The following is a 23883-nucleotide window of genomic DNA, read 5'->3' as shown; positions in this document are numbered from 1 at the left end:
AATGCGTGAAGAAAGGGCATATTTATTCACTCTTTGGCGAAGGATGCTGGCGACCAAAAATCACTTCCATTTGTGCACCGCCGAGCATACTCTCTCCGGCGATGATTTTTCCGTCGTATTGCTCGGTAATTTCACGTGCGACAGCCAGACCAACACCTTGTCCGGGACGCAAGGTATCAACCCGTTGACCACGGTCGAAGACCACTTCACGCTTGCTTTTCGGGATACCGGGGCCATCATCCTCGACCACAATATAGAGATGATCATCGGTTTGTCTGGCTGAAATTTCGACAAACTCAAGACAGTATTTACAGGCGTTATCCAGTACGTTGCCCATCACTTCGACAAAATCGTTCTGCTCACCCACAAAGCTGATTTCTGGCGAGATATCGAGGGAAATATTAACCCCTTTACGCTGATAAACTTTGTTCAGTGCTGAGGTGAGATTGTCCAGCAGAGGGGCGACAGGATGCAACTCGCGGCTAAGTAATGTACCACCGCGCATACTGGCGCGATGCAGGTAGTAGCCAATTTGCTGCGAGATGCGGCTGATTTGTTCCAGCATTACCGGCTCTGCTTCGCTGACGCTCATCTTCTCACTACGCATAGAACGTAGCGTACTTTGCAGCACCGCCAGCGGTGTTTTCAGACTGTGCGTCAGGTCGGTGAGCGTGGTGCGGTATTTGTCGTAACGTTCACGCTCACTTTTTAACAGTCGGTTCAGGTTACGTACCAGGCTGGTAAGTTCCCTCGTGGTGGTGGGGTTGAGCAGTTCCCGGTTGTGCTCCTCCAGTTCGCGGACTTCTTTTGCCAGGGCTTCGATAGGGCGTAAACTCCACCATGCGGCGACCCATAACAGAGGGATCACTAACAGCAGGTTGGCTGAGAGCACATAGACAAACCAGCTCCACACCATATAGGAACTTTTAAGCTCTACAGGGATGGTATCAACCACCACAATGGTTAACTTCGGCATCTGCGACGTTGCCGGATAGATGTTTACCGCCACCGAGTGAGTCATCTCAGCGTCGTCGTCATCTTCCCGTACCTCCTGCAACTGTTGCTGTATAGAATGATCTTCACTCAGCAAGATGCTGGTATCGTTAACATCCGCTTCTATTTCATGGAAGCCATTAGATTTCAGCCAGTCAGGCTGGATCATTTTCATCAGCCAGGGAACGTCACGTTGCGCCCATAAAAGCTGCCCGTTCTCATCATAGATCAGTGTCATAGTAGGGCTTTGCTTGTCGATATTTTCTGGCAATTCGACATGCAATTTGTTGTTTTCCCACTTCGCGAGGGTATAGAACAGGTTGCTCTCGCCACGTAACAGCCGAAACGTGGTTTTATCGAAACTGACGCTATAACCGATCAGCGCGACCATCCCGTAGGCAAGCGAAAGCACCAGCACTACCGCTGCCGTTGCCAACAGAAAACGTACCCGTAGCGAGAGTGGGGAAAAAAGGCGCAGTAATTTTTTCATCAGCGCAATTCGAACAGATAGCCCTGGCCGCGAACGGTGGTAATCACTTCTTGCGGATATTGCGCCTGAATTTTCTTACGCAGTCGGCCCATTAATACATCAATGGTATGGCTTTCCCGCAATTCGGCATCCGGGTAGAGCTGTAACATCAGCGAATCTTTGCTGACCACTTTGCCGTTATTACGGATTAGCGTTTCCATAATGGTGTATTCAAACGCGGTCAGTTTGATCACTTCGTCGTTAATGGATAATTCACGGCGGGAGAGATCAACCTGAAACGGTGGCAGCGAAATAACCTGTGAAGCCAGACCGCTATTACGCCGCATCAACGCCTGCATACGCGCCATCACCTCTTCAATATGAAACGGTTTGGTCACGTAATCATCAGCACCGGCACTTAAAACTTCGACTTTGTCCTGCCAGCTTTCACGGGCGGTTAATACCAGAATCGGTAGTGAAACATCATTGCTACGCCAGCGGCGGATCAGCGACAGGCCATCTTCATCAGGTAAGCCAAGATCGACAATGGCAATATCCGGTAAATGTTCATTGAGATAATAATCTGCTTCTTTGGCATCTTCTGCGTCATCGACCTGATGACCAGCGTCCTGAATCTGAACTTTAAGATGGTGACGTAACAACGCATTGTCTTCGACAACCAGTACGCGCATTTTTATTCTCCCTGTCTTAATTATTAAAATAGTGTAACGCGATTATGTGTTTATGGGAGTAAACATTAATTAAACCAGCGGGTAGGGGAGGTAATACAGGAAAAGATTAGCTTAAGAAGCAGGCCGGACAGCATCGCCATCCGGCCTTGACAGGGGATTATTTCAGCTCATCAACCATCGTGATGGCACGACCAATATAATTAGCCGGCGTCATCGCTTTCAGGCGCGCCTTCTCTTCTTCTGGCAGCGCCAGACCGTCGATAAACTGCTTCATGCCTTCGGCGTCAACACGCTTACCGCGAGTCAGCTCTTTCAGCTTCTCATACGGTTTTTCAATGCCATAGCGACGCATGACTGTCTGGATCGGCTCAGCCAGCACTTCCCAGTTGTGATCCAGTTCATCCAGCAGATGGTCACGGTTCACTTCCAGTTTGCTCACGCCTTTGAGGGTAGACTGATAAGCAATCAGTGCATAACCAATACCCACACCGAGGTTACGCAGCACGGTAGAGTCAGTCAGGTCGCGCTGCCAGCGGGAAACCGGCAGTTTGCTTGCCAGGTGCTGCAATACCGCGTTGGAAAGCCCCAGATTACCTTCGGAGTTTTCGAAGTCGATCGGGTTAACCTTGTGCGGCATGGTGGAAGAACCAATCTCACCAGCGATAGTTTTCTGTTTGAAGTGGTTAAGAGCGATATAACCCCAGACGTCACGGTCAAAGTCGATCAGGATGGTATTAAAGCGCGCAACGCAATCAAACAGTTCGGCGATGTAGTCGTGTGGCTCAATCTGAGTTGTGTACGGGTTCCACTGAATACCCAGCGAGGTGACGAACTCTTCGCTGAACTGATGCCAGTCAACTTCCGGGTAAGCGGCGATGTGGGCGTTATAGTTACCGACCGCACCGTTGATTTTGCCGAGGATCTCCACCTGGTTAAGCTGGCGGTACTGGCGTTCCATACGGTAGGCAACGTTTGCCATCTCTTTACCGATGGTTGACGGCGTGGCTGGCTGACCGTGGGTACGGGACAGCAGCGGGATATCGCGATACTGAACGGCGAGATCTTTAATGCCATCAATCAGTTGACGCCAGTACGGCAGGATAACTTCATCACGCGCGGTTTTCAGCATCAACGCGTGGGAGAGGTTATTGATATCTTCCGAAGTACAGGCAAAGTGAATGAATTCAGATACCGCGTGCAGTTCCGGGATATCTGCCACTTTTTCTTTCAGGAAATACTCAACCGCTTTAACGTCGTGGTTAGTGGTACGCTCGATGGTTTTGATGCGTGCAGCATCTTCTTCGCTGAAATTAGCGACGATTGCATCAAGGTAACCGATTGCGTCGGCAGCAAAAGCAGGAACTTCCTTGATCGCTGCGTGCGCGGCCAGTTTTTGCAGCCAACGTACTTCAACTTGTACACGGAATTTCAGCAAACCGTATTCGCTGAAAATCCCGCGCAGCGCGCTGACTTTATCGCCGTAGCGTCCATCGACAGGGGAAACGGCGGTCAGTGAGGATAATTCCATAGATCACAACTCCGGGGTTAAATGAGCAAGAATTTGTTTTGCCTGAGTGGTCAGGCGATTACGAGAAAACATCAGTTGCAGACGTCCACCGCCGACCTGGTGCCAGAGCACGGCGGCGCGAATGCCTGCCAGCAGGGTTGCGCGAACTTTCGCCTGCACCTGCGGGCTTTGCAGTACAGCAGGGGAACCGGTGACCTGAATGCGCGGGCCAAGCGGGCTGATAACATCAACATAGATGGCGGCCATCGCGCTCATCAGCGTTTCGGACTGTAAATCGAAGTGTTCGAGCTGGCGTTGCAGGCCGTTGATCCGGTTGCCCAGAGTGTCGAGCGCACCTTTGGCAGATGAAAGTTTACGCTCAAGCACCATCAGGCTAAGGGTGTAGCGGGTTAACTCAGCGTTCAAACCCTGACGGCTGCTGGCATTGAGCACGCCGAGCAGGGTTTCCAGCCCGACGCGCAGGTTGGCTTCGCTACCGCCAAAAACCGCCAGCGTGGAGCTGGGGTTCATATCAATAATACTGTTGAGTGAAACGTGTAGCGCATCGGCATCACAATGCCCCTGGTGAGCGAGTTGTTGCACCAGGCGAGCCGACTGACAAATACCGGCCAGGGCGAGGGTGATGTCATAGTAATTCTTTGCCACGTTCACTGCTTCCTTGTTTTAAGTAAAGAAAATAATCAGACCGGCAGCGGCAGACGCTGCTCAATAATACCGCCACCGAGGCACACTTCACCGTTGTAGAAGACGGCAGACTGACCCGGAGTCACTGCGGCAACGGGTTCATCGAAAATCACTTCAATGCGATCGTCGTCCAGCGCCTTGACGGTGCACGGGATGTCGGTCTGGCGATAGCGGGTTTTCACCGTGCAACGCATAGTGCCGGTGAAGGGTTCACGATCGACCCAGTGCAACTGCTGGGCAATCAGCCCGACAGACATCAGACGTGGATGTTCATGACCCTGTGCGACAACCAGAATGTTGTTCTCGACGTCTTTATCGACGACGTACCACGGTTCTTCGGTGCCGTCTTTGGTGCCACCGATACCCAGACCTTTACGCTGACCGAGGGTGTGATACATCAGTCCCTGGTGTTCGCCAATTTCATCGCCATCAACGGTAATGATTTTGCCCGGTTGCGCCGGGAGATAACGACCCAGGAACTCGCGGAATTTACGTTCGCCAATAAAGCAGATGCCGGTAGAGTCTTTTTTCTTCGCGGTAACAAGTCCGAGATCTTCAGCAATCTTACGCACCTGTGGCTTTTCCAGTTCGCCGACCGGGAACAGGCTTTGTGCAATCTGCTCATGGCTGAGCGTATAAAGGAAGTAGCTCTGGTCTTTGTTGCTGTCCAGCCCGCGCAGCAGGCGGCTCTTGCCATCGACATCTGCCCGACGCACGTAATGACCGGTGGCGATATAATCGGCACCTAAATCTTCGGCGGCAAATTCGAGGAAGGCTTTAAATTTGATCTCTTTGTTGCACAGAATATCCGGGTTAGGTGTACGACCGGCTTTATATTCGGCAAGGAACAGTTCAAAGACGTTGTCCCAGTATTCGGCAGCAAAGTTTACGGTGTGCAGTTCAATGCCGAGCTTGTCGCAGACAGCCTGGGCATCAGCCAGATCCGCTGCCGCCGTGCAATATTCCTCACCGTCATCTTCTTCCCAGTTCTTCATAAACAGGCCTTCGACCTGATATCCCTGTTGTTGCAACAGCCAGGCAGAAACGGAGGAATCGACACCGCCGGACATGCCGACGATTACTTTTTTTGCGGTTTCAGACATTGGATTACTCACGACATTGAACTTCAAGGCGGCGTATTCTATCACGCAGCCTTTTAGATGACACCCTTTGTAAAAGGCCAGTTAAAATCGCCAATCATCTCCAGCGGATAACGTTGCCCGCTTTGATAACAACGAATACTTTCTGCCACTAACGGCGAGCGCAGATTTGGCGCCTGTAAAATTTCTTCGGCGCTGACCCAACGGCAGCAGTCGATATCGCTGTCATGAGGCTGGGCCGGGCATATTTGCTCAAGCTCAATGGCAAACAGGAAACGCAAAAACGGCGTTTTATCTGGCGCAATCCACTGATGCATACGAATAAAGTGTTGCGGTTGCGCGCTGATGCCGGTTTCTTCCCACAGCTCACGGGCGGCGGCTTCCACTAAGGTTTCATCTGCTTCCAGATGCCCGGCAGGTTGGTTCCATAACGCTTTACCATTAATCGTCTCTTCAACGACTAAAAATTTGCCTTCTGCGTGCACCACGCAAGCAACGGTAACGTGCGGTTTAAACATTTTGCATCCTTAATCTGTCGCTTCTCGCCATTCGCCGTTGGCAAGATTATCCAAAGAGTAATCACCCATTGCATAGCGAATCAGTCGCAGCGTGGGGAAACCAACATGGGCGGTCATGCGGCGCACCTGGCGATTACGTCCTTCATATAAGGTGATCTTCAGCCAGCTGGTGGGAATACTTTTGCGTTCACGAATTGGCGGATTACGCGGCCATAACCACTCCGGTTCTTCAACCAGGTCCACACCTGCGGGCAGGGTAGGGCCATCATTTAAGGTTACGCCATTGCGCAAGGCTTCAAGTGCATCTTGTGTGGGAATGCCTTCCACCTGCACATAGTAGATTTTTCCGGTGCGTTTACCCGGCTGGGTTAAACGCGCCTGTAACGCGCCATTATTGGTCAGTACCAGTAATCCTTCGCTATCGCGGTCAAGACGACCTGCTGCATAAACCCCCTGAACCGGGATGAATTCTTTTAATGTTTTACGCCCGGCTTCATCGGTGAACTGCGGAAGAACATCGTAGGGTTTATTGAACAGGATCACGCGCGTGGGCAGGTTTTCAGGTTTGCGCCTGGTAGTACGTTGCGAGCTGAATCGCTTAACCTGGTGATTTTTAAAAGAAGTTTTTTGCATAGTATTTTCAGGGATTATGAATTGCCGCATTATAGCCTAATAACGCGCATCTTTCATGACGGCAAACAATAGGGTAGTATTGACAAGCCAATTACAAATCATTAACAAAAAATTGCTCTAATGCATCCGTATCGCAGGACGCAAACGCATGTGCAACGTGGTGGCAGGTGAGCAAACCAGAAGCGCTCGAAGGAGAGGTGAATGGAAAGTAAAGTAGTTGTTCCGGCACAAGGCAAGAAGATCACCCTGCAAAACGGCAAACTCAACGTTCCTGAAAATCCGATTATCCCTTACATTGAAGGTGATGGAATCGGTGTAGATGTAACCCCAGCCATGCTGAAAGTGGTCGACGCTGCAGTCGAGAAAGCCTATAAAGGCGAGCGTAAAATCTCCTGGATGGAAATTTACACCGGTGAAAAATCCACACAGGTTTATGGTCAGGATGTCTGGCTGCCTGCTGAAACCCTTGATCTGATTCGTGAATATCGCGTTGCCATTAAAGGCCCGCTGACCACTCCGGTTGGTGGCGGTATTCGTTCTCTGAACGTTGCCCTGCGCCAGGAACTGGATCTCTACATCTGCCTGCGTCCGGTACGTTACTATCAGGGCACCCCAAGCCCGGTTAAACACCCTGAACTGACCGATATGGTTATCTTCCGTGAAAACTCGGAAGACATTTATGCGGGTATCGAATGGAAAGCTGACTCTGCCGACGCCGAGAAAGTGATCAAATTCCTGCGTGAAGAGATGGGCGTGAAGAAAATTCGCTTCCCGGAACATTGCGGTATCGGTATTAAGCCATGTTCGGAAGAAGGCACCAAACGTCTGGTTCGTGCAGCGATCGAATACGCAATTGCTAACGACCGTGACTCTGTGACCCTGGTGCACAAAGGCAACATCATGAAGTTCACCGAAGGTGCGTTTAAAGACTGGGGCTACCAGCTGGCGCGTGAAGAGTTTGGCGGTGAACTGATCGACGGCGGCCCGTGGCTGAAAGTTAAAAACCCGAACACCGGCAAAGAGATCGTCATTAAAGACGTGATTGCTGATGCATTCCTGCAACAGATCCTGCTGCGTCCGGCTGAATACGACGTTATCGCCTGTATGAACCTGAACGGTGATTACATTTCTGATGCTCTGGCAGCACAGGTTGGTGGTATTGGTATCGCACCTGGCGCAAACATCGGTGACGAATGCGCACTGTTTGAAGCCACCCACGGTACTGCGCCGAAATACGCCGGTCAGGACAAAGTTAACCCAGGCTCTATCATCCTCTCCGCTGAGATGATGCTGCGCCATATGGGTTGGACTGAAGCCGCAGACCTGATTGTTAAAGGTATGGAAGGCGCAATCAACGCCAAGACCGTAACCTATGACTTCGAACGTCTGATGGAAGGCGCTAAACTGTTGAAATGTTCAGAGTTTGGTGACGCGATCATCAAGAACATGTAATCTCTACATGTGTTAAATATTGAAACGGGCGTGTTATACGCCCGTTGTTTTATGAAGATGTAAAATCTTCCCCAAAACCCTTCCCCAAAACTGGCTATTTTCTATGCTGTTTTAATATCTACGATAACCCAGTCTTTACCACGATCATCATTGTATCGGTCGGTCATTTTTCTAGATTTATGACCTAACAACTTTTGCGTATCCAGACCCTGTTCCCGATATAACCGTTCTGACAGAGATCGCTGCTCATGAAATGTGGGCGCAGTTCCTTGCTCCCATTTTATGCCACATTTTTCCCGGGCCTTTTTAAAAGCCGTTGTCAGAGTATTTGCAGAAACCTGGTCTCCTCTGTTTGCTTGAGAGGTAGTGTGACGGTAATGGACCAGATATTTACTAACAACAGCATCCCTGCACTGAGATATAACTTCACGAAGGGTAATATTCAGAGCATCGCATTTCAGGTTAAGCGGAATAGCAAGTTTTGAACCGGTTTTTTCCTGAGTAATGTGCAACATGTCGTCCCATATATCAGAGAATTTCAAATTGCAGATATAGCCTAAACGTTGTCCAGTAACAAGAGCAAGTAGCATGCCGCATTTTAAATAGGGCTGCCGTCTGCTTACGCTTTCAAATATTGCCTGCCATTCGGGCAGTGACAATCTTTGGCGGTTTACTCGATTTCGCGGTTGTTTTGTTGCCTGCGCTGGGTTAAATCCTGGCGGAACATGTCCTGCGTGTTGTGCTTCTTTGAAGACGTCGATCAACACCATTCTCACGACTTGCGCCATCCTGTTATGACCTTCAGCCTTTACAGCATCAATTATTTCGGCAATATCAAGTGCGGTAATATCCTTGAGGTGTTGCATTCCACAATGCTCACGGAAAAGACGAATGGGTTTGCCTTTTTGCCGATAGGAGTTGGGTCTTAGTTCATTATGTTGCAGCCTGTCCTCCTGGATAGAAATATATTTATCAAGCCATTCTGTCACCGTAATGTCTGAGCGCCTGCCTTTCATTCTTTCCAGACGCTCATTGACGCTTAATATTTGTCTGGTACGTTGTTCAGCAATAATGGTATTTGCTTCAGTAGCAACTTGTTTTGCTTCATTCTCATCAGTTCCTAAGCTATGAAAACGACCGGATAGTGGATGTTTGTATTGCCAATATACCTTTCCGGTTCGCTTATCTAATTTGCAATATAAATTGGGTATAGAGATTTTGTGAGATCGGGGTCTAGCAGCCATCAGCGATTATCCGTTGGAGTTTTGGGTTTGCGTTTATTAGGAGTTGCGGTTCTGCAAGCGTTCCTACAAAACGGGAATTTCGGTCAATCATCCAGTAGCGACCAACTTTTATAGCGGGTGGGGCCATCATTTTCCCTTGCGCGTATTTTTTCAGAACTCGCTCACTTGGTGCTAAGTCCCCAAATTCTTCTTTAGCCCAGTCCTGTAAAGTGATTAGTCGAGACATTTGTCCTCCTCTTAGCTGCTGAGGGAGTTTGTGACCGATATATCTGACATGATATTAAGCTCATGGCAGGTACATCTCTTGACTGGTCATAGAGATAAATTTAATGCTGAGAAATGCAGTATTGAATTTATCAATTTTTCTATTTCCTGCGTATGGCACGTAACTTCTTAATGTGTTCTGCCGTTTCGATCTCTTCTGCTATCCGATCTGCATCAGCTTTATTCACAGGTTCAAAGTCATGATTAAAGCGGAACATGCTGGCGATACATGTTCTGCCTTTTCGGATGTAGTGAACTTTGTTATGGGTAGAACGCAGGATTTTGCAGGGAGTGCCGTGGTGGTCGACGTACCAGGTGTTAGGAAAAATGATTCTGAACATTTTTACACCTCAGTTGGACGATGTTGAAATTTGCTGCTTTGAGGCCATCACAGTCCCCATTGTTTGTTCTTAAGTTCGATCTCCTCCTGGCAACTTGCACAAGTCCGACAACCCTGAACAGCCAGGCGTCTTCGCTCATCTATCGGATCGCCACATTCACAACAATGAGTTGCGGATACAGTCTGATAGTTCAGACGACGCATTTTTATTGCTGTATTGCGCTGTAATTCTTCGATTTCTGATGCTGAATCAATGATGTCTGCCATCTTTCATTAATCCCTGAATTGTTGGTTAATACGCTTGAGGGTGAATGCGAACAATAAAAAAGGAGCCTGTAGCTCCCTGATGATTTTGCTTTTCATGTTCACCGTTCCTTAAAGACGCCGTTTAACATGCCGATCGCCAGGCTTAAATGAGTCGGTGTGAATCCCATCAGCGTTACCGTTTCGCGGTGCTTCTTCAGTACGCTACAGCAAATGTCATCGACGTTTTTATCCGGAAACTGCTGTCTGGCTTTTTTGATTTCAGAATTAGCCTGACGGGCAATACTGCGAAGGGCGTTTTCTTGCTGAGGTGTCATTGAACAAGTCCCATGTCGGCAAGCATAAGCACACAGAATATGAAGCCCGCTGCCAGAAAAATGCATTCAGTGGTTGTCATACCTGGTCTCTCTCATCTGCTTCTGCTTTCGCCACCATCATTTCCAGCTTTTGTGAAAGGGATGTGGCTAACGTATGAAATTCTTCGTCTGTTTCTACTGGTATTGGCACAAACCTGACTCCAATTTGAGCGAGGCTATGTGCCATCTCGATACTCGTTCTTAACTCAACGGGAGATGCTTTGTGCATACAGCCCCTCGTTTATTATTTATCGCCTCAGCCAGCCGCTGTGCTTTCAGTGGATTTCTGATAACAGAAAGGCCGGGAAATACCCAGCCTCGCTTTGTAATGGAGTAGACGAAAGTGATCGCGCCTACCCGGATATTATCGTGAGGATGCGTCATCGCCATTGCTCCCCAAATACAAAACCAATTTCAGCCAGTGCCTCGTCCATTTTTTCGATGAACTCCGGCACCATCTCGTCAAAACTCGCCATGTACTTTTCATCCCGCTCAACCACGACATAATGCAGTCCTTCACGCTTCATACGCGGGTCATAGTTTGCAAAGTACCAGGCATCTTTTCGTGTCACCCACATGCTGTACTGCACCTGGGCCATGTAAGCCGACTTTATGGCCTCGAAACCACCGAGCCGGAACTTCATGAAATCCCGGGAGGTAAACGGGCATTTCAGCTCAAGGCCATTGCCGTCACTGCATAAACCATCGGGAGAGCAGGCGGTGCGCATACTTTCGTCGCGATAGATGATCGGGGATTCAGTAACATTCACGCCGGAAGTGAATTCAAACAGGGTTCTGGCGTCGTTCTCGTACTGTTTTCCCCAGGCCAGCGCCTTAGCATTAACTTCCGGAGCCACACCGGTGCAAACCTCAGCCAGCAGGGTGTGGAAGTAGGACATTTTCATGTCAGGCCACTTCTTTCCTGAGCGGGGCTTTGCTATCACGTTGTGAACTTCTGAAGCGGTGATGACGCCGAGCCGTAATTTGTGCCATGCATCATCCCCCTGTTCGACAGCTCTCACGTCGATCCCGGTACGCTGCAGGATAATGTCCGGTGTCATGCTGCCACCTTCTGCTCAGTGGCTTTCTGTTTCAGGAATCCAAGAGCTTTCACTGCTTCGGCCTGTGTCAGTTCTGACGATGCGCGAATGTCGCGGCGAAATATCTGGGAACAGAGCGGCAATAAGTCGTCATCCCATGTTTTATCCAGGGCAATCAGCAGAGTGTTAATCTCCTGCATGGTTTCATCGTTAACCGGAGTGATGTCGCGTTCCGGCTGACGTTCTGCAGTGTATGCGGTATTTTCGACAATGCGCTCGGCTTCATCCTTGTCATAGATACCAGCAAATCCGAAGGCCAGACGGGCACACTGAATCATGGCTTTATGACGTAACATCCGTTTGGGATGCGACTGCCACGGCCCCGTGATTTCTCTGCCTTCGCGGGTTTTGAATGGTTCGCGGCGGCATTCATCCATCCACTCGGTAACGCAGATCGGATGATTGCGGTCCTTGCGGTAAATCCGGCATGTGCAGGATTCATTGTCCTGCTCAAAGTCCATACCATCAAACTGCTGGTTTTCATTGATGATGCGGGACCAGCCATCAACGCCCACCACCGGAACGATGCCGTTCTGCTTATCAGGGAAGGCGTAAATTTCTTTCGTCCACGGATTAAGGCCGTACTGGTTGGCGACGATCAACAATGCGATGAACTGCGCATCGCTGGCATCACCTTTAAATGCCGTCTGGCGAAGAGTGGTGATCAGTTCCTGTGGGTCGACAGAATCCATGCCGACACGTTCAGCCAGCTTCCCTGCCAGCGTTGCGAGTGCTGTACTCATCCGTTTTATACCTCTGAATCAATATCAACCTGGTGGCGGGCAATAGTTTCAACCATGTACCGGATGTGTTCTGCCATGCGTTCCTGAAACTCAACATCGTCATCAAACGCACGGGTAATGGCTTTTTTGCTGGCCCCGTGGCGTTGCAAATGATCGATGCATAGCGATTCAAACAGGTGCTGGGGCAGGCCTTTTTCCATGTCGTCTGCCAGTTCTGCCTCTTTCTCTTCACGGGCGATCTGCTGGTAGTGACGCGCCCAGCTCTGAGCCTCAAGACGATCCTGAATGTAATAAGCGTTCATGGCTGAACTCCTGAAAATGGCTGTGAAAATATCGCCCGCGAAATGCCTGGCTGATTAGGAAAACAGGAAAGGGGATTAGTGATTCAGGCCGTTACCGCGTCCGTCGAGAAAAACTTCTACGAGCAAATCACGGGTATAAGTGCGCTCGATGCCGCGATGCAGATAAAGCCGTCCGCGTAAATTAGCTGATGCAGTCCAGGTACCATCTTTGTGTTTGACCAGCATTCCTGGCATGACCGCACCTCGATTAACGGTCTGCGTTCCGTAATGTTGATGAACCATAAAAAACTCCTGCCCGTAAGCTGGGCTGCTGAACATATTGAGACTTCTGCGCGTATTCAGGCGGTGGATGGCCGCCGGTTGTCATAACTAAGTCGCCTCGTTGAAGCGACTGAGGTATGAAGTGTTGAGTTGATTTCAGCTGGTCACACCGACGTTCACGCGTCCGCTTCACCCCTCGCACTCCCCGGAGCCTGCTGAAATTCAAGCTGCGGATCTAAGCGGTCATCGCAACGGTGAATCAGGTGGTTGCCGTATCGTTGTGTTGTTGCGATATGGTGATAATAGCTATTGCTATTGGTGATATCAATACTTATCGCTATTGGCTGATGTGTTTTGATATTAAATGTTTGATAGCAAAAAGAATTAATTTTGTGACTTGCATCGCATAGCGATAACTGAAGCGGGGGTTATGGTGGTTTTTCGAACGGTTTGTGTGATGAGGGGGAGGCAAAAGAAAACCCGGCACGGTGGCCGGGTAGCATCACTATTCGATTTTTTTAACCATGTAGTTACGTCGTGATGTTCCTAATCTTTCATTGTGAATCTCAGAAACGCTTACTACGAGCGATATTCGTTCACCAACTTTATATTTACTTTGAATTTCTCCTAACATATCAATCGGATAAGAAGCCTTTATTTTTCCAAGCTCGCTTGCAATCTCCAATTTCCCGTACATGGATAAAATAGCAAGTTCGCCTGATATATGCTCATCCGGTAGCTGAATGACCTTCGTTAAAGCTAAGCGAGCATTCAGTTTTTTTATATCTTCTGAAGAAATTGACACTTGTCTGGTACCATCACTTAAAGGTCCAATCCAAGTAAGATCAAAGTTAAGACTATATTTTTCGCACTCATTTATGATGTTTTTTAGGTTAGCTGTTGATTGCGAACCAATTTCGGCAATTTTAGCCGTGAATGTTTCTTCATCAATGGATGAGAGTAGTGCAAAAATCTCCTTAACAGCATGACTGGATACTGTTTCGATGAGCTCGCAAGAACCAGTAGAAAAAGTAACACCTAACTTCGTCGAACCTGGACGCAAGTCTGCCAATCTCATGTCTAATGATTTTTTAACATCAATCGGCACACGACTAGAATCTTTCCCAGATCCAAGTCGGTAAACTGCTTTCTGTACAAGGGATGCGAGATTACCTGAAATTACAGATAGAATATCTAACGGAATAGACCCGAAATCGACCAAAACACCTTTTAATCTCAACTCCATGAAATCACGTAAAGGATGTTGGTTATCGATTGCACGTTGTCTCTCTCGGAGATCGCTCAGATGGGAGTCAAGTGATCTAAATATAATGTCATCAGCAAATGATCTCCCCTTATTTTGAGCAAGCAGATCCACATCGCGTTGAATGAACGCAATTCGCTCCTTGAGGGAGTTGAATGTTTTTTCTTCGCTCATAACATTACCCTCACGAGGCCTTTAGGATTCTCCTTCCGATCAAAACCAAACCACCCTCTCCAGTAACTTCGCCTTTCACTATAATCGATTTCTGGATGATTTTCAGGCAGCAAAAGAACGTCAATGCTGTAGTTTTCTTTAATAAAATCTCTATTTAACAATGAGCTAACCAATGGCATCAGCGTGTTTGGCAAAGAGTTTAGGGCCAAATAATCGACGACCACGAGTATATCTATGTCATCAGGTTCAGGTTTCTCTGTAGTGAATGAACCATCGATCCACACTTCAGAGAAACATAGACACTGCTGATTAACAAGTTTAAATTGCTCAATAAGCTGTATAAAATTACAGTATAGCATACTTCTTCTAACGGATTTTGGGAAGGTGTCGACACAAAGAGACTTGATGCCATCACTATCCATATCATGAAATCCTGCTGTAAGAAGAGGTGGGAAGCTAGGCTTTTCCATCCTAAGTCCTTGTTTATGCCATATAGCGTTCTATTTAATATTCTTGAAAAGAGTGTGCCTTAAAAAGCTACAGGCTAATTATTAACCATGCTTCCTGTACGTCTGCGGCATGCTCCCAATAACCTTACCGAAGATGAACACCCGGTTCATCTCGTCTTTCTCGATCGGGTCCCACGGTGAGTAGCTCTTGTTATCAGAGATAACCAGTAGCTTATCTTTCATCATTTGCAGGCGCTTTACATGGGCTGTGTCGTCGTACAGAAACGCATAGATACCATCACCGTCGAAAGATTTAACCGTGATATCAACGAACAGCAGATCACCTGGTTCGATCGTTCCTGACATGCTGTCACCACGCACGTTAATGATGCGGATATTTTCCGCCTTCCTGCCATCGAACATGTGACGAGCATCGTCAAACGAGTACTCAACCGAGCGTAGAACTTCTACAAACTCACGGTTGATTACACCCGGCCCGGCACTGACTTCTATATCAAGAACGTCAATTTTGAAGTATTTGGAATGGCTGACAGCAGGCTTCCCTGATTGTTGACCGTCATTTCTCATCGGGCCTATGCCTGATGAGAGCCATTCTGTTCGAACACCCAATGCATTAGCTATTTCAACAATTTTTGTTGAGCCGCGCGCGTTGCCGCTTGTCAGTCTCCAGATTGTGGGTTGAGCTACGCCAGACGCCTTTGCAAGAGCGCCTTGAGACATTCCAGATTGTTCCATCGCTAGGTTTAAGCGATCAGCAAGAGTTTCTTTTTTCATAAGTTTTAATTTATACGCTTGCGTATTGATGGTCAAAACACGTTTTGCTATTGCTTGGATTAATACGCATTGCTATTATTCATTCATTGCAATACCAGTAGGAATTGATAATGACAAATCAAACCATTCAACTCGCAATCAGTATTACAGGTAGTCAAAAACGACTGGCAGATCTATGCGGTGTAGCCCAACCCACTGTTTGGCGTTGGCTACACGGTGGCGGAATTGATGCCCGCTATGTAATGAAAATTGTCTCAGCCACTGGTGGAAAGATTAAACCAGCAGATATTCGTCCCGACCTCGCACCATTGTTTAACGCGAGTAATTCTGCCGCCTAAACTGCGGCGTTAACTGATAAGGCAATGACTATGCAACCACTTACATACCAACAGACTAGCGGATTTATCCCGACTGCGGTGATAAATCGTTCTCAAATAAAACAGGTGCCAGGCCACGAAAAAATCCGTGATGCCATCCGCGCCTGGTCGGCTGTAGATAATCAGGATGTCGTTGCCGCACTCATTGTGAATGAGTATCGAGCACAGGGCGGCGGCACTATCGATTTTCCTGATGATGTCAGTCGTGCACGCCAGAAGCTGTTCCGCTTTCTCGATAACAAATTCGATTCTGAAAAATACCGAAATAACGTGCGTGAACTGACTCCAGCAATTCTGGCAGTACTACCGCTGAAATATCGCGGCCACCTGGTTGAGCAGGATAGCTTCATGGCTCGGCTGGCTGAAATGGAAAAGGAACTCAGTGAGGCAAAACAGGCTGTCATTCTCAACGCACCACGCCACCAGAAACTGAAGGAGATGAGTGAAGGCATTGTGTCGATGTTTCGTGTGGACCCGGATTTGGCTGGTCCACTGATGGCGATGGTCACCACCATGCTGGGGGCAATATGACAGGTTCAGAAATGGCGAAAGCCGGTCTGCGCGAACAGAACCGACTTTCAGGTGCAAATCGTAACACACTCATTGCGGGAGGAATTATGGCAAACACTGCTGAGATATTCAATTTTCCAGTGCCGGATGTGGCACAAAAGGAGCCGCGCGTGGCAGATCTCGATGATGGTTATACGCGCATTGCAAATGAGTTGCTGGAAGCTGTGATGCTGGCCGGATTAACACAGCACCAGCTTCTGGTCTTCCTGGCTGTCATGCGCAAAACATATGGCTTTAATAAAAAACTGGATTGGGTGAGCAACGAGCAACTTTCCGAATTGACCGGGATATTGCCGCACAAGTGTTCTGCTGCAAAAAGCGTTCTGGTAAAGCGTGGGATTCTTATTCAGAGCGGGCGGAATATCGGCATTAATAATGTGGTCAGTGAATGGTCAACATTACCCGAATCAGGTAAGAAAAATAAAGTTTACCTGAAAGAGGTAAATTTACCTGAATCAGGTAAGAAAAGTTTACCCAAATCAGGTAAAGGCGTTTACCCGAATCAGGTAAACACAAAAGACAAACTAACAAAAGACAATATAAAACCTTTTTCGTCCGAGAATTCTGGCGAATCCTCTGACCAACCAGAAAACGATCTTCCTGTGGAGAAGCCAGATGCTGCAATTCAGAGCGGCAGCAGGTGGGGGACAGCAGAAGACCTGACCGCCGCAGAGTGGATGTTTGACATGGTGAAGACCATCGCGCCATCAGCCAGAAAACCGAATTTTGCAGGGTGGGCTAACGATATCCGCCTGATGCGTGAACGTGACGGACGTAACCACCGCGACATGTGCGTGCTGTTCCGCTGGGCATGCCAGGACAACTTTTGGTCTGGTAACGTGCTGAGCCCGGCCAAACTTCGCGACAAGTGGACCCAACTCGAAATCAACCGTAACAAACAACAGGCTGGCGTGACAGCCGGAAAACCAAAACTCGACCTGACAAACACAGACTGGATTTACGGGGTGGATCTATGAAAAACATCGCCGCACAGATGATTAACTTTGACCGTGAGCAGATGCGTCGGATCGCCAACAACATGCCGGAACAGTACGACGAAAAGCCGCAGGTACAGCAGGTAGCGCAGATCATCAACGGTGTATTCAGCCAGTTGCTGGCAACTTTCCCTGCGAGCCTGGCTAACCGTGACCAGAACGAACTGAACGAAATTCGCCGCCAGTGGGTTCTGGCTTTCCGGGAAAACGGGATCACCACAATGGAACAGGTTAACGCTGGAATGCGCGTAGCCCGTCGGCAGAATCGACCATTCCTGCCATCACCCGGGCAGTTTGTCGCCTGGTGCCGGGAAGAAGCATCCGTTACCGCCGGGCTGCCAAACGCCAGCGAGCTGGTTGATATGGTTTACGAGTATTGCCGGAAGCGCGGGCTGTATCCGGATGCAGAGTCTTATCCGTGGAAATCAAACGCGCACTACTGGCTGGTTACCAACCTGTATCAGAACATGCGGGCTAATGCGTTGACTGACTCGGAATTACGGCGCAAGGCTGCCGATGAACTTGCCCATATGACTGCGAGAATTAACCGTGGTGAGGCTATACCTGAACCAGTAAAACAACTTCCTGTCATGGGCGGTAGACCTCTAAATCGTGCACAGGCTCTGGCGAAGATCGCAGAAATCAAAGCTAAGTTCGGACTGAAAGGAGCAAGTGTATGACGGGCAAAGAGGCAATTATTCATTACCTGGGGACGCATAATAGCTTCTGTGCGCCGGACGTTGCCGCGCTAACAGGCGCAACAGTAACCAGCATAAATCAGGCCGCGGCTAAAATGGCACGGGCAGGTCTTCTGGTTATCGAAGGTAAGGTCTGGTGAACGGTGTATTACCGGTTCGCTACCAGAGAAGAACGGGAAGGAAAGGTGAGCACGAATCTGATTTTTAAGGAGTGTCGCCAGAGTGCCGCGATGAAACGGGTATTGAGGGTATATAAAAGAACATCAATGGGTACACAATGATGAAACAGGTGAGTTGAGTTCAAACTGTAGTACAATTCTCTCCAGTTTGAACAGGAAAGAATATGTTATGAACCCTTATATTTATCTTGGTGGTGCAATACTTGCAGAGGTCATTGGTACAACCTTAATGAAGTTTTCAGAAGGTTTTACACGGTTATGGCCATCTGTTGGTACAATTATTTGTTATTGTGCATCATTCTGGTTATTAGCTCAGACGCTGGCTTATATTCCTACAGGGATTGCTTATGCTATCTGGTCAGGAGTCGGTATTGTCCTGATTAGCTTACTATCATGGGGGTTTTTCGGCCAACGGCTGGACCTGCCAGCCGTTATAGGCATGATGTTGATTTGTGCCGGTGTGTTGGTTATTAATTTATTGTCACGAAGCACACCACATTAAAAATAATTTCTTTTAAAAGACTGAAATATGGCGGTTCATATCTTTACATGGGCCGCTTTTGTTAATGTTTTTAGTTTTTGTGTATTCTTTTGTGCCTTCAAGATTATTGCGTAAGCAAATTGCAATACGATTATTGTTGTATATTCAAAAGAATGTGATCGTAATTGTCTTTTTAAATAAAAATTAAACAAAAATTATATCTCACCACTAAGGTTTATAAAAGCATACGTTAGCAGGTGTCACCATGAAAAAAGCCATAGCATATATGCGATTTTCATCACCAAGTCAGATGTCTGGCGACTCATTAAACCGACAGAGAAGACTTATTGCTGAATGGTTAAAGGTAAATAGTGATTATTATCTTGATACCATAACATATGAAGATTTAGGATTAAGTGCATTCAAAGGAAAGCATGCACAATCAGGAGCTTTTTCGGAATTTTTAGATGCTATAGAGCATGGTTATATATTGCCAGGAACTACATTGCTAGTTGAAAGTCTGGACAGACTTTCAAGAGAAAAAGTCGGTGAAGCGATTGAGCGTCTGAAATTGATTTTGAATCACGGTATTGATGTTATAACTCTTTGCGATAATACAGTCTATAATATTGACTCTTTGAATGATCCATATTCATTAATAAAAGCCATACTTATAGCACAAAGGGCAAATGAAGAAAGCGAGATAAAGTCAAGTCGGGTTAAATTATCATGGAAGAAAAAACGGCAGGATGCACTGGAGTCAGGCACGATTATGACGGCGTCTTGTCCGAGATGGCTCTCATTGGATGACAAAAGAACAGCTTTTATTCCAGACCCCGACAGGGTGAAAACGATTGAGCTAATTTTTAAACTCAGGATGGAAAGGCGATCATTGAATGCAATAGCCAAGTATTTAAATGATCATGCTGTAAAAAATTTCTCAGGAAAAGAAAGTGCATGGGGGCCTTCTGTAATTGAAAAATTATTAGCGAATAAAGCTCTGATAGGTATATGCGTACCTTCATATCGTGCAAGAGGTAAAGGAATAAGTGAAATCGCTGGCTATTATCCCAGAGTCATATCAGATGATTTGTTTTACGCTGTGCAGGAAATTCGGTTGGCACCTTTTGGTATTAGCAATAGTAGCAAAAATCCTATGTTGATAAATCTACTTCGAACAGTTATGAAGTGCGAGGCTTGTGGTAATACCATGATTGTTCATGCGGTATCTGGAAGTTTGCATGGCTATTATGTTTGTCCGATGAGAAGACTGCATCGATGTGGCAGGCCATCAATAAAGAGAGATTTGGTTGATTATAATATCATTAATGAGTTGCTTTTTAATTGTAGTAAAATCCAACCAGTTGAAAACAAGAAAGATGCTAATGAAACTTTAGAGTTGAAAATTATTGAGCTCCATATGAAAATTAATAATTTAATTGCTGCATTATCTGTTGCGCCTGAAGTTACCGCTATAGCAGAAAAAATCAGAGTATTAGATAAGGAATTACGAAGGGCTTCTGTATCATTAAAAACTTTGAAGAGTAAAGCGGTGAGCTCACTTGGTGATTTTCATGCTATTGACTTAACCAGTAAAAATGGGCGAGAGCTATGTCGTACACTTGCCTATAAAACATTCGAAAAAATCATAATCAATACAGATAATAAAACCTGTGATATCTATTTTATGAATGGCATTGTTTTTAAACACTATCCTTTAATGAAAACAATATCCGCCCAGCAGGCGATAAGTACTCTCAAATATATGGTTGATGGTGAGGTTTATTTTTGAGTAATAATCACTTTTTCAACCGTGCTATAGTAAGAAAGTTAGGTAAGTACAATAAAATTATCTATCCTGAACGAAGCGTCCTGAGCTATGGTTTTACTATAGGGACTGCCAATGGATGCTGGCGTTCTCGTTCTAGCAGTTCAACAATCCCCAATCACAAAACAATTCACTGATAACGAACTTTGCACACTCGCCTGGTTATGGCGAGCAGGGAATGTGATGTTAATTGCCTACCAGAACGTTACTCATCTTCTTCAGGATGCGGAGCATGGTGAAGCTGGTCACTTCACTTCCATCGAGCAAGAATATCCCCAGATACTCAACAGAGCGCGAGCAATCCTCGTCCGAGAAACGGCACATGTAAAACTTCAGCCGTGGCAGGATGATAAGTGGAGTCGAGTATTGCCGCATTTACCTCAGAATCTGTTTCAATAAAGGCGCTAGTTAGTAAGGCTTCCGTCATTCTGCGATGACGGAAGTGCGGGCTGCGTACGGGAGAGCAATTGCATGAATAATATAAATATTCCGCTCACTCCATATAGCGATTTCTGATACAAACTTATCTATTGTGGTAAAATTATAGAAACAAACTTATAGCGTACTAACCATATGGACAATATTAATAAACACGGGCTCTCAAGAAGAATACCTGAGACAATAAAACGTCAGATAAGGCAAAGGTGCGGCTTTGGCTGTGTAATTTGTGGATTTGGATTTTATGATTATGAGCATTTTAAACCTGACTTCGTTGATGCCAAAGTACATGATCCGAATGGAATGACACTTCTTTGCTCCCAATGCAATCAAAAAAGAGCTCGTGGTAGACTTTCAGCACAGACAGTGGAAATAGCTGACAGAAATCCCAAGTGCTTACAGGCTGGTTTTGCAAATGAAATGTTTGATTTTCATAATGAGCCTATAACAGTAAAATTTGCAGGAGTGACGTTTCATAACTGTCAAAATTTGATTGTAGTCAACGAACAACCCATTCTTTCTGTGAAACCTTCACCCATACCACATGGACCGATGCTTTTATCAGGAATTTTCTGTAATTCTATTGGTAAGGAGACTTTACTGATAGATGAAAATGAATGGAAAGCTAAATCAGACAATTGGGATGTGGAGTGTACCGGCCCGCGTATAACAATACGACGTGGGCCAGGAGAGTTTGCCCTCGTTCTAAAAATGGAACCTCCAACAGGATTGATTGTTGAGCGTCTTGATATGTTGTATGAAGGGGTCAGGATGAAAGGAGATAAAGATCTGCTGGAAGTTTCGATTAATGGAGGTCCCTTGCACAGATGGCAATCATGCTCAATGTCAAATTGCCATACAGGGCTTGCGATTCAGGGCGGTATTAGAGCTGCTAATGATCCTTTGTATTGCGCCTAAATCCACTAAATTGATTTTCAACAATCAACTTGCCATAATTAAGTCACCGGAGTTTGAACTCCTCCGGTGACTTCTGCGCTAAACGGGGACGTTTATGCGCACATACAATCCAACCTCTCTTCTCCATTCACAGATGCAGAAATGCACCTGCGATATTTTGCATCCAGCGTTTGATCTCTGCGGAGGTGAAGCGTGAACCTCCCACAAGATGGTATCAAATTGCATCGCGGTAACTTCACCGCTATCGGTCGGCAGATCCAGCCTTATCTGGAGGACGGCAAATGCTTTCGCATGGTGCTTAAACCGTGGCGCGAGAGACGCAGTCTTTCCCAGAATGCACTCAGCCACATGTGGTACAGCGAAATCAGTGAATACCTCATCAGCAAGGGTAAAACGTTCGCCACTCCAGCTTGGGTAAAAGATGCTCTCAAACACACATATCTCGGTTATGAAACCAAAGACCTGGTTGATGTCGTAACCGGTGATATCACCACTATCCAGTCGTTACGCCATACCTCCGATCTTGATACCGGAGAGATGTATGTCTTCCTGTGTAAGGTTGAAGCCTGGGCGATGAATATTGGCTGCCACCTGACTATTCCGCAGAGCTGCGAGTTCCAGCTGCTGCGTGATAAGCAGGAGGCGTAATGGCTACACCGCTTATTCGTGTCATGAACGGACACATCTACAAAGTACCAAATCGTCGTAAGCGTAAGCCTGAGCTGAAACCATCCGAAATACCAACACTGCTCGGATATACCGCCAGCCTGGTTGATAAAAAATGGTTGCGACTGGCAGCAAGGAGGAATCATGGCTGATTTGAGAAAAGCAGCGCGTGGTCGGGAATGCCAGGTAAGAATCCCTGGCGTATGTAATGGCAATCCTGAAACGTCAGTACTGGCACATATCCGGCTGGCTGGATTGTGCGGTACCGGTATCAAACCGCCAGACCTGATTGCCACCATTGCATGTTCTGCCTGCCACGACGAAATCGACCGTCGCACGCATTTTGTTGACGCTGGATATGCAAAAGAATGTGCGCTGGAAGGTATGGCGAGAACACAGATTATCTGGCTGAAAGAGGGGGTAATTAAGGCGTGAATACTTACAGCATCACATTACCCTGGCCTCCGAGCAATAATCGCTATTACCGCCATAATCGCGGGCGCACGCACATCAGCGCAGAGGGGCAGGCATACCGCGATAACGTCGCCCGAATCATCAAAGGCTCCATGCTGGATATCGGCCTGGCTATGCCAGTGAAAATCCGTATTGAGTGCCACATGCCGGATCGCCGTCGCCGTGACCTGGATAATCTGCAAAAAGCCGCTTTTGACGCACTCACCAAAGCAGGTTTCTGGCTGGATGATGCTCAGGTCGTTGATTACCGCATTGTGAAGATGCCTGTTACCAAAGGTGGGAGGCTGGAACTGACCATCACCGAAATGGGGAATGAATGATGTTTGAGTTTTATATGGCAGAACTTCTTCGCCACCGCTGGGGGCGTCTGCGCTTATATCGTTTCCCCGGTTCTGTTTTGACCGATTACCGAATACTGAAGAATTACGCCAAAACCCTGACAGGAGCAGGAGTATGAAGTCAGAGATAACAATCAACTAATACTGTTTTGTTGATTTTTGCTTGTAATTGGCGTTCTGGTCTGATTTTTGTGGAGTAAGTTGATGCGTGATATTCAGATGGTTCTTGAGCGTTGGGGAGTGGATTTGCCCCTATATTTCCAGACACCTGTTATCACTTAACCCATTACTGGCCT

At 47.2% G+C, this 23883-nt stretch carries 37 protein-coding genes and 1 pseudogene; 17 read left to right on the top strand and 21 right to left on the bottom strand.

What is annotated here, in order from left to right; genetic code table 11:
• Positions 1-22: 22 nt before the first annotated feature.
• The 7 genes from phoQ to rluE all read right to left on the bottom strand — a co-directional run bounded on the left by phoQ (position 23) and on the right by rluE (position 6647).
• Complete coding sequence (gene phoQ / locus BEG40_RS03290) at positions 23-1483, bottom strand: two-component system sensor histidine kinase PhoQ (RefSeq protein WP_105284880.1); 1461 nt, start codon at positions 1481-1483, stop codon at positions 23-25.
• Positions 1483-2154: a two-component system response regulator PhoP gene (gene phoP / locus BEG40_RS03285; protein ID WP_001265481.1), complete on the bottom strand. Its 672-nt coding sequence runs from the start codon at positions 2152-2154 to the stop codon at positions 1483-1485. The genes phoQ and phoP overlap by 1 nt, the downstream gene beginning before the upstream one ends.
• A 157-nt stretch (positions 2155-2311) precedes the next feature.
• A complete protein-coding gene (purB, locus tag BEG40_RS03280; RefSeq protein ID WP_105284879.1) occupies positions 2312-3682 on the bottom strand; it encodes an adenylosuccinate lyase in 1371 nt (456 codons plus the stop codon).
• A gap of 3 nt (positions 3683-3685) precedes the next feature.
• A complete protein-coding gene (gene hflD / locus BEG40_RS03275) occupies positions 3686-4327 on the bottom strand; it encodes a high frequency lysogenization protein HflD (protein WP_001297479.1) in 642 nt (213 codons plus the stop codon).
• Positions 4328-4362: 35 nt separating this feature from the next.
• Complete coding sequence (mnmA, locus tag BEG40_RS03270; protein ID WP_010345559.1) at positions 4363-5469, bottom strand: tRNA 2-thiouridine(34) synthase MnmA; 1107 nt, start codon at positions 5467-5469, stop codon at positions 4363-4365.
• Positions 5470-5522: 53 nt separating this feature from the next.
• Positions 5523-5984 (bottom strand): phosphatase NudJ, encoded by a 462-nt coding sequence (gene nudJ / locus BEG40_RS03265; protein WP_105284878.1) that lies wholly within the window; start codon positions 5982-5984, stop codon positions 5523-5525.
• Positions 5985-5993: 9 nt separating this feature from the next.
• Positions 5994-6647: a 23S rRNA pseudouridine(2457) synthase RluE gene (rluE, locus tag BEG40_RS03260; protein WP_001248659.1), complete on the bottom strand. Its 654-nt coding sequence runs from the start codon at positions 6645-6647 to the stop codon at positions 5994-5996.
• 171 nt (positions 6648-6818) lie between these two features.
• Here rluE and icd point away from each other — a divergent pair, with 171 nt between their 5' ends.
• On the top strand, positions 6819-8069 hold the full coding sequence (gene icd, locus BEG40_RS03255; protein ID WP_000444487.1) for an NADP-dependent isocitrate dehydrogenase: 1251 nt from the start codon (positions 6819-6821) through the stop codon (positions 8067-8069).
• Positions 8070-8170: 101 nt separating this feature from the next.
• Here the strand turns inward: icd and BEG40_RS03250 are convergent, their stop codons facing one another.
• From BEG40_RS03250 to BEG40_RS03180, 14 genes are all read right to left on the bottom strand, one after another.
• Positions 8171-9313, bottom strand: coding sequence for a phage integrase Arm DNA-binding domain-containing protein (locus BEG40_RS03250; protein WP_105284877.1), 1143 nt, complete (start codon positions 9311-9313; stop codon positions 8171-8173).
• Entirely contained in the window at positions 9303-9539 is a 237-nt protein-coding gene (locus tag BEG40_RS03245) for an excisionase (RefSeq protein WP_000088652.1), read from the bottom strand. Before BEG40_RS03245 ends, BEG40_RS03250 begins: the two co-directional genes overlap by 11 nt.
• Before the next feature lie 139 nt (positions 9540-9678).
• On the bottom strand, positions 9679-9918 hold the full coding sequence (locus BEG40_RS03240) for a DUF4222 domain-containing protein (RefSeq protein WP_000488406.1): 240 nt from the start codon (positions 9916-9918) through the stop codon (positions 9679-9681).
• Between the two features lie 47 nt (positions 9919-9965).
• Positions 9966-10184: a TraR/DksA family transcriptional regulator gene (locus BEG40_RS03235; protein ID WP_000763385.1), complete on the bottom strand. Its 219-nt coding sequence runs from the start codon at positions 10182-10184 to the stop codon at positions 9966-9968.
• Between the two features lie 98 nt (positions 10185-10282).
• The gene (locus BEG40_RS03230; protein ID WP_198600201.1) at positions 10283-10498 is read right to left on the bottom strand and encodes a cell division protein ZapA; all 216 of its coding nucleotides are present in this window, start codon (positions 10496-10498) and stop codon (positions 10283-10285) included.
• Positions 10499-10574: 76 nt separating this feature from the next.
• Positions 10575-10766 carry a DUF1382 family protein gene (locus BEG40_RS03225; RefSeq protein WP_000548537.1) on the bottom strand — a complete coding sequence of 64 codons (192 nt, stop codon included), beginning with the start codon at positions 10764-10766 and terminating at the stop codon, positions 10575-10577.
• Entirely contained in the window at positions 10739-10921 is a 183-nt protein-coding gene (locus BEG40_RS03220; protein WP_105270523.1) for a DUF1317 domain-containing protein, read from the bottom strand. Before BEG40_RS03220 ends, BEG40_RS03225 begins: the two co-directional genes overlap by 28 nt.
• Entirely contained in the window at positions 10918-11598 is a 681-nt protein-coding gene (locus BEG40_RS03215) for a lambda exonuclease family protein (protein ID WP_000186848.1), read from the bottom strand. Before BEG40_RS03215 ends, BEG40_RS03220 begins: the two co-directional genes overlap by 4 nt.
• Positions 11595-12380 carry a phage recombination protein Bet gene (gene bet, locus BEG40_RS03210; RefSeq protein ID WP_000100847.1) on the bottom strand — a complete coding sequence of 262 codons (786 nt, stop codon included), beginning with the start codon at positions 12378-12380 and terminating at the stop codon, positions 11595-11597. Before bet ends, BEG40_RS03215 begins: the two co-directional genes overlap by 4 nt.
• A 5-nt stretch (positions 12381-12385) precedes the next feature.
• Entirely contained in the window at positions 12386-12682 is a 297-nt protein-coding gene (locus BEG40_RS03205; protein ID WP_000995441.1) for a host-nuclease inhibitor Gam family protein, read from the bottom strand.
• A gap of 75 nt (positions 12683-12757) precedes the next feature.
• Complete coding sequence (locus BEG40_RS03195) at positions 12758-12964, bottom strand: phage encoded cell division inhibitor protein (RefSeq protein ID WP_000233576.1); 207 nt, start codon at positions 12962-12964, stop codon at positions 12758-12760.
• Between the two features lie 484 nt (positions 12965-13448).
• A complete protein-coding gene (locus BEG40_RS03190) occupies positions 13449-14381 on the bottom strand; it encodes a hypothetical protein (RefSeq protein WP_001288169.1) in 933 nt (310 codons plus the stop codon).
• The gene (locus tag BEG40_RS03185) at positions 14378-14851 is read right to left on the bottom strand and encodes a DUF6932 family protein (RefSeq protein WP_000414677.1); all 474 of its coding nucleotides are present in this window, start codon (positions 14849-14851) and stop codon (positions 14378-14380) included. The genes BEG40_RS03190 and BEG40_RS03185 overlap by 4 nt, the downstream gene beginning before the upstream one ends.
• Before the next feature lie 81 nt (positions 14852-14932).
• Positions 14933-15625, bottom strand: coding sequence for an XRE family transcriptional regulator (locus BEG40_RS03180; protein WP_001295669.1), 693 nt, complete (start codon positions 15623-15625; stop codon positions 14933-14935).
• A 110-nt stretch (positions 15626-15735) separates the two neighbouring features.
• Between BEG40_RS03180 and BEG40_RS03175 the strand changes: the two genes are divergently transcribed.
• The 16 genes and pseudogenes from BEG40_RS03175 (at position 15736) to BEG40_RS03105 (ending at position 23706) form a co-directional block, all read left to right on the top strand.
• Positions 15736-15963: a helix-turn-helix domain-containing protein gene (locus BEG40_RS03175; RefSeq protein ID WP_000184665.1), complete on the top strand. Its 228-nt coding sequence runs from the start codon at positions 15736-15738 to the stop codon at positions 15961-15963.
• A gap of 30 nt (positions 15964-15993) precedes the next feature.
• Positions 15994-16533, top strand: coding sequence for a toxin YdaT domain-containing protein (locus tag BEG40_RS03170; protein ID WP_001182866.1), 540 nt, complete (start codon positions 15994-15996; stop codon positions 16531-16533).
• Complete coding sequence (locus tag BEG40_RS03165) at positions 16530-17549, top strand: replication protein (protein ID WP_077871966.1); 1020 nt, start codon at positions 16530-16532, stop codon at positions 17547-17549. Before BEG40_RS03170 ends, BEG40_RS03165 begins: the two co-directional genes overlap by 4 nt.
• Positions 17546-18247 carry a replication protein P gene (locus tag BEG40_RS03160; RefSeq protein ID WP_016248608.1) on the top strand — a complete coding sequence of 234 codons (702 nt, stop codon included), beginning with the start codon at positions 17546-17548 and terminating at the stop codon, positions 18245-18247. Before BEG40_RS03165 ends, BEG40_RS03160 begins: the two co-directional genes overlap by 4 nt.
• A pseudogene (locus BEG40_RS03155) lies at positions 18244-18546 on the top strand (protein ren). Before BEG40_RS03160 ends, BEG40_RS03155 begins: the two are co-directional and overlap by 4 nt.
• A gap of 67 nt (positions 18547-18613) precedes the next feature.
• On the top strand, positions 18614-18946 hold the full coding sequence (gene emrE / locus BEG40_RS03150; RefSeq protein WP_001070446.1) for a multidrug efflux SMR transporter EmrE: 333 nt from the start codon (positions 18614-18616) through the stop codon (positions 18944-18946).
• 64 nt (positions 18947-19010) lie between these two features.
• Positions 19011-19133, top strand: a complete 123-nt coding sequence (locus BEG40_RS21675; protein WP_032240663.1) for a hypothetical protein — start codon at positions 19011-19013, stop codon at positions 19131-19133.
• Positions 19134-19190: 57 nt separating this feature from the next.
• Positions 19191-20717 (top strand): recombinase family protein, encoded by a 1527-nt coding sequence (locus BEG40_RS03145; protein WP_105284876.1) that lies wholly within the window; start codon positions 19191-19193, stop codon positions 20715-20717.
• Positions 20718-20828: 111 nt separating this feature from the next.
• On the top strand, positions 20829-21152 hold the full coding sequence (locus BEG40_RS03140; RefSeq protein WP_000338660.1) for a P22AR C-terminal domain-containing protein: 324 nt from the start codon (positions 20829-20831) through the stop codon (positions 21150-21152).
• Positions 21153-21326: 174 nt separating this feature from the next.
• A complete protein-coding gene (locus BEG40_RS03135) occupies positions 21327-22109 on the top strand; it encodes a hypothetical protein (RefSeq protein WP_001348590.1) in 783 nt (260 codons plus the stop codon).
• 94 nt (positions 22110-22203) lie between these two features.
• Positions 22204-22305, top strand: coding sequence for a hypothetical protein (locus BEG40_RS03130; protein WP_072097297.1), 102 nt, complete (start codon positions 22204-22206; stop codon positions 22303-22305).
• Positions 22302-22757, top strand: a complete 456-nt coding sequence (gene ybcN, locus BEG40_RS03125) for a DNA base-flipping protein YbcN (protein WP_016243517.1) — start codon at positions 22302-22304, stop codon at positions 22755-22757. The genes BEG40_RS03130 and ybcN overlap by 4 nt, the downstream gene beginning before the upstream one ends.
• Positions 22757-22927, top strand: a complete 171-nt coding sequence (locus tag BEG40_RS03120) for a NinE family protein (RefSeq protein WP_000224907.1) — start codon at positions 22757-22759, stop codon at positions 22925-22927. The genes ybcN and BEG40_RS03120 overlap by 1 nt, the downstream gene beginning before the upstream one ends.
• Positions 22920-23210 (top strand): DUF1364 domain-containing protein, encoded by a 291-nt coding sequence (locus BEG40_RS03115; RefSeq protein WP_105284875.1) that lies wholly within the window; start codon positions 22920-22922, stop codon positions 23208-23210. The genes BEG40_RS03120 and BEG40_RS03115 overlap by 8 nt, the downstream gene beginning before the upstream one ends.
• Positions 23207-23569, top strand: a complete 363-nt coding sequence (rusA, locus tag BEG40_RS03110) for a crossover junction endodeoxyribonuclease RusA (RefSeq protein ID WP_016248611.1) — start codon at positions 23207-23209, stop codon at positions 23567-23569. The genes BEG40_RS03115 and rusA overlap by 4 nt, the downstream gene beginning before the upstream one ends.
• A complete protein-coding gene (locus BEG40_RS03105; RefSeq protein ID WP_000971070.1) occupies positions 23566-23706 on the top strand; it encodes a YlcG family protein in 141 nt (46 codons plus the stop codon). The genes rusA and BEG40_RS03105 overlap by 4 nt, the downstream gene beginning before the upstream one ends.
• The last annotated feature ends 177 nt before the right edge of the window (positions 23707-23883 follow it).

This window comes from Escherichia sp. MOD1-EC5495 (genome assembly GCF_002965965.1).
GTDB lineage: Bacteria > Pseudomonadota > Gammaproteobacteria > Enterobacterales > Enterobacteriaceae > Escherichia > Escherichia ruysiae.
The sequence above is the reverse complement of the archived record's forward strand: the minus strand, read 5'-3'. Positions and strand labels throughout refer to the sequence as shown.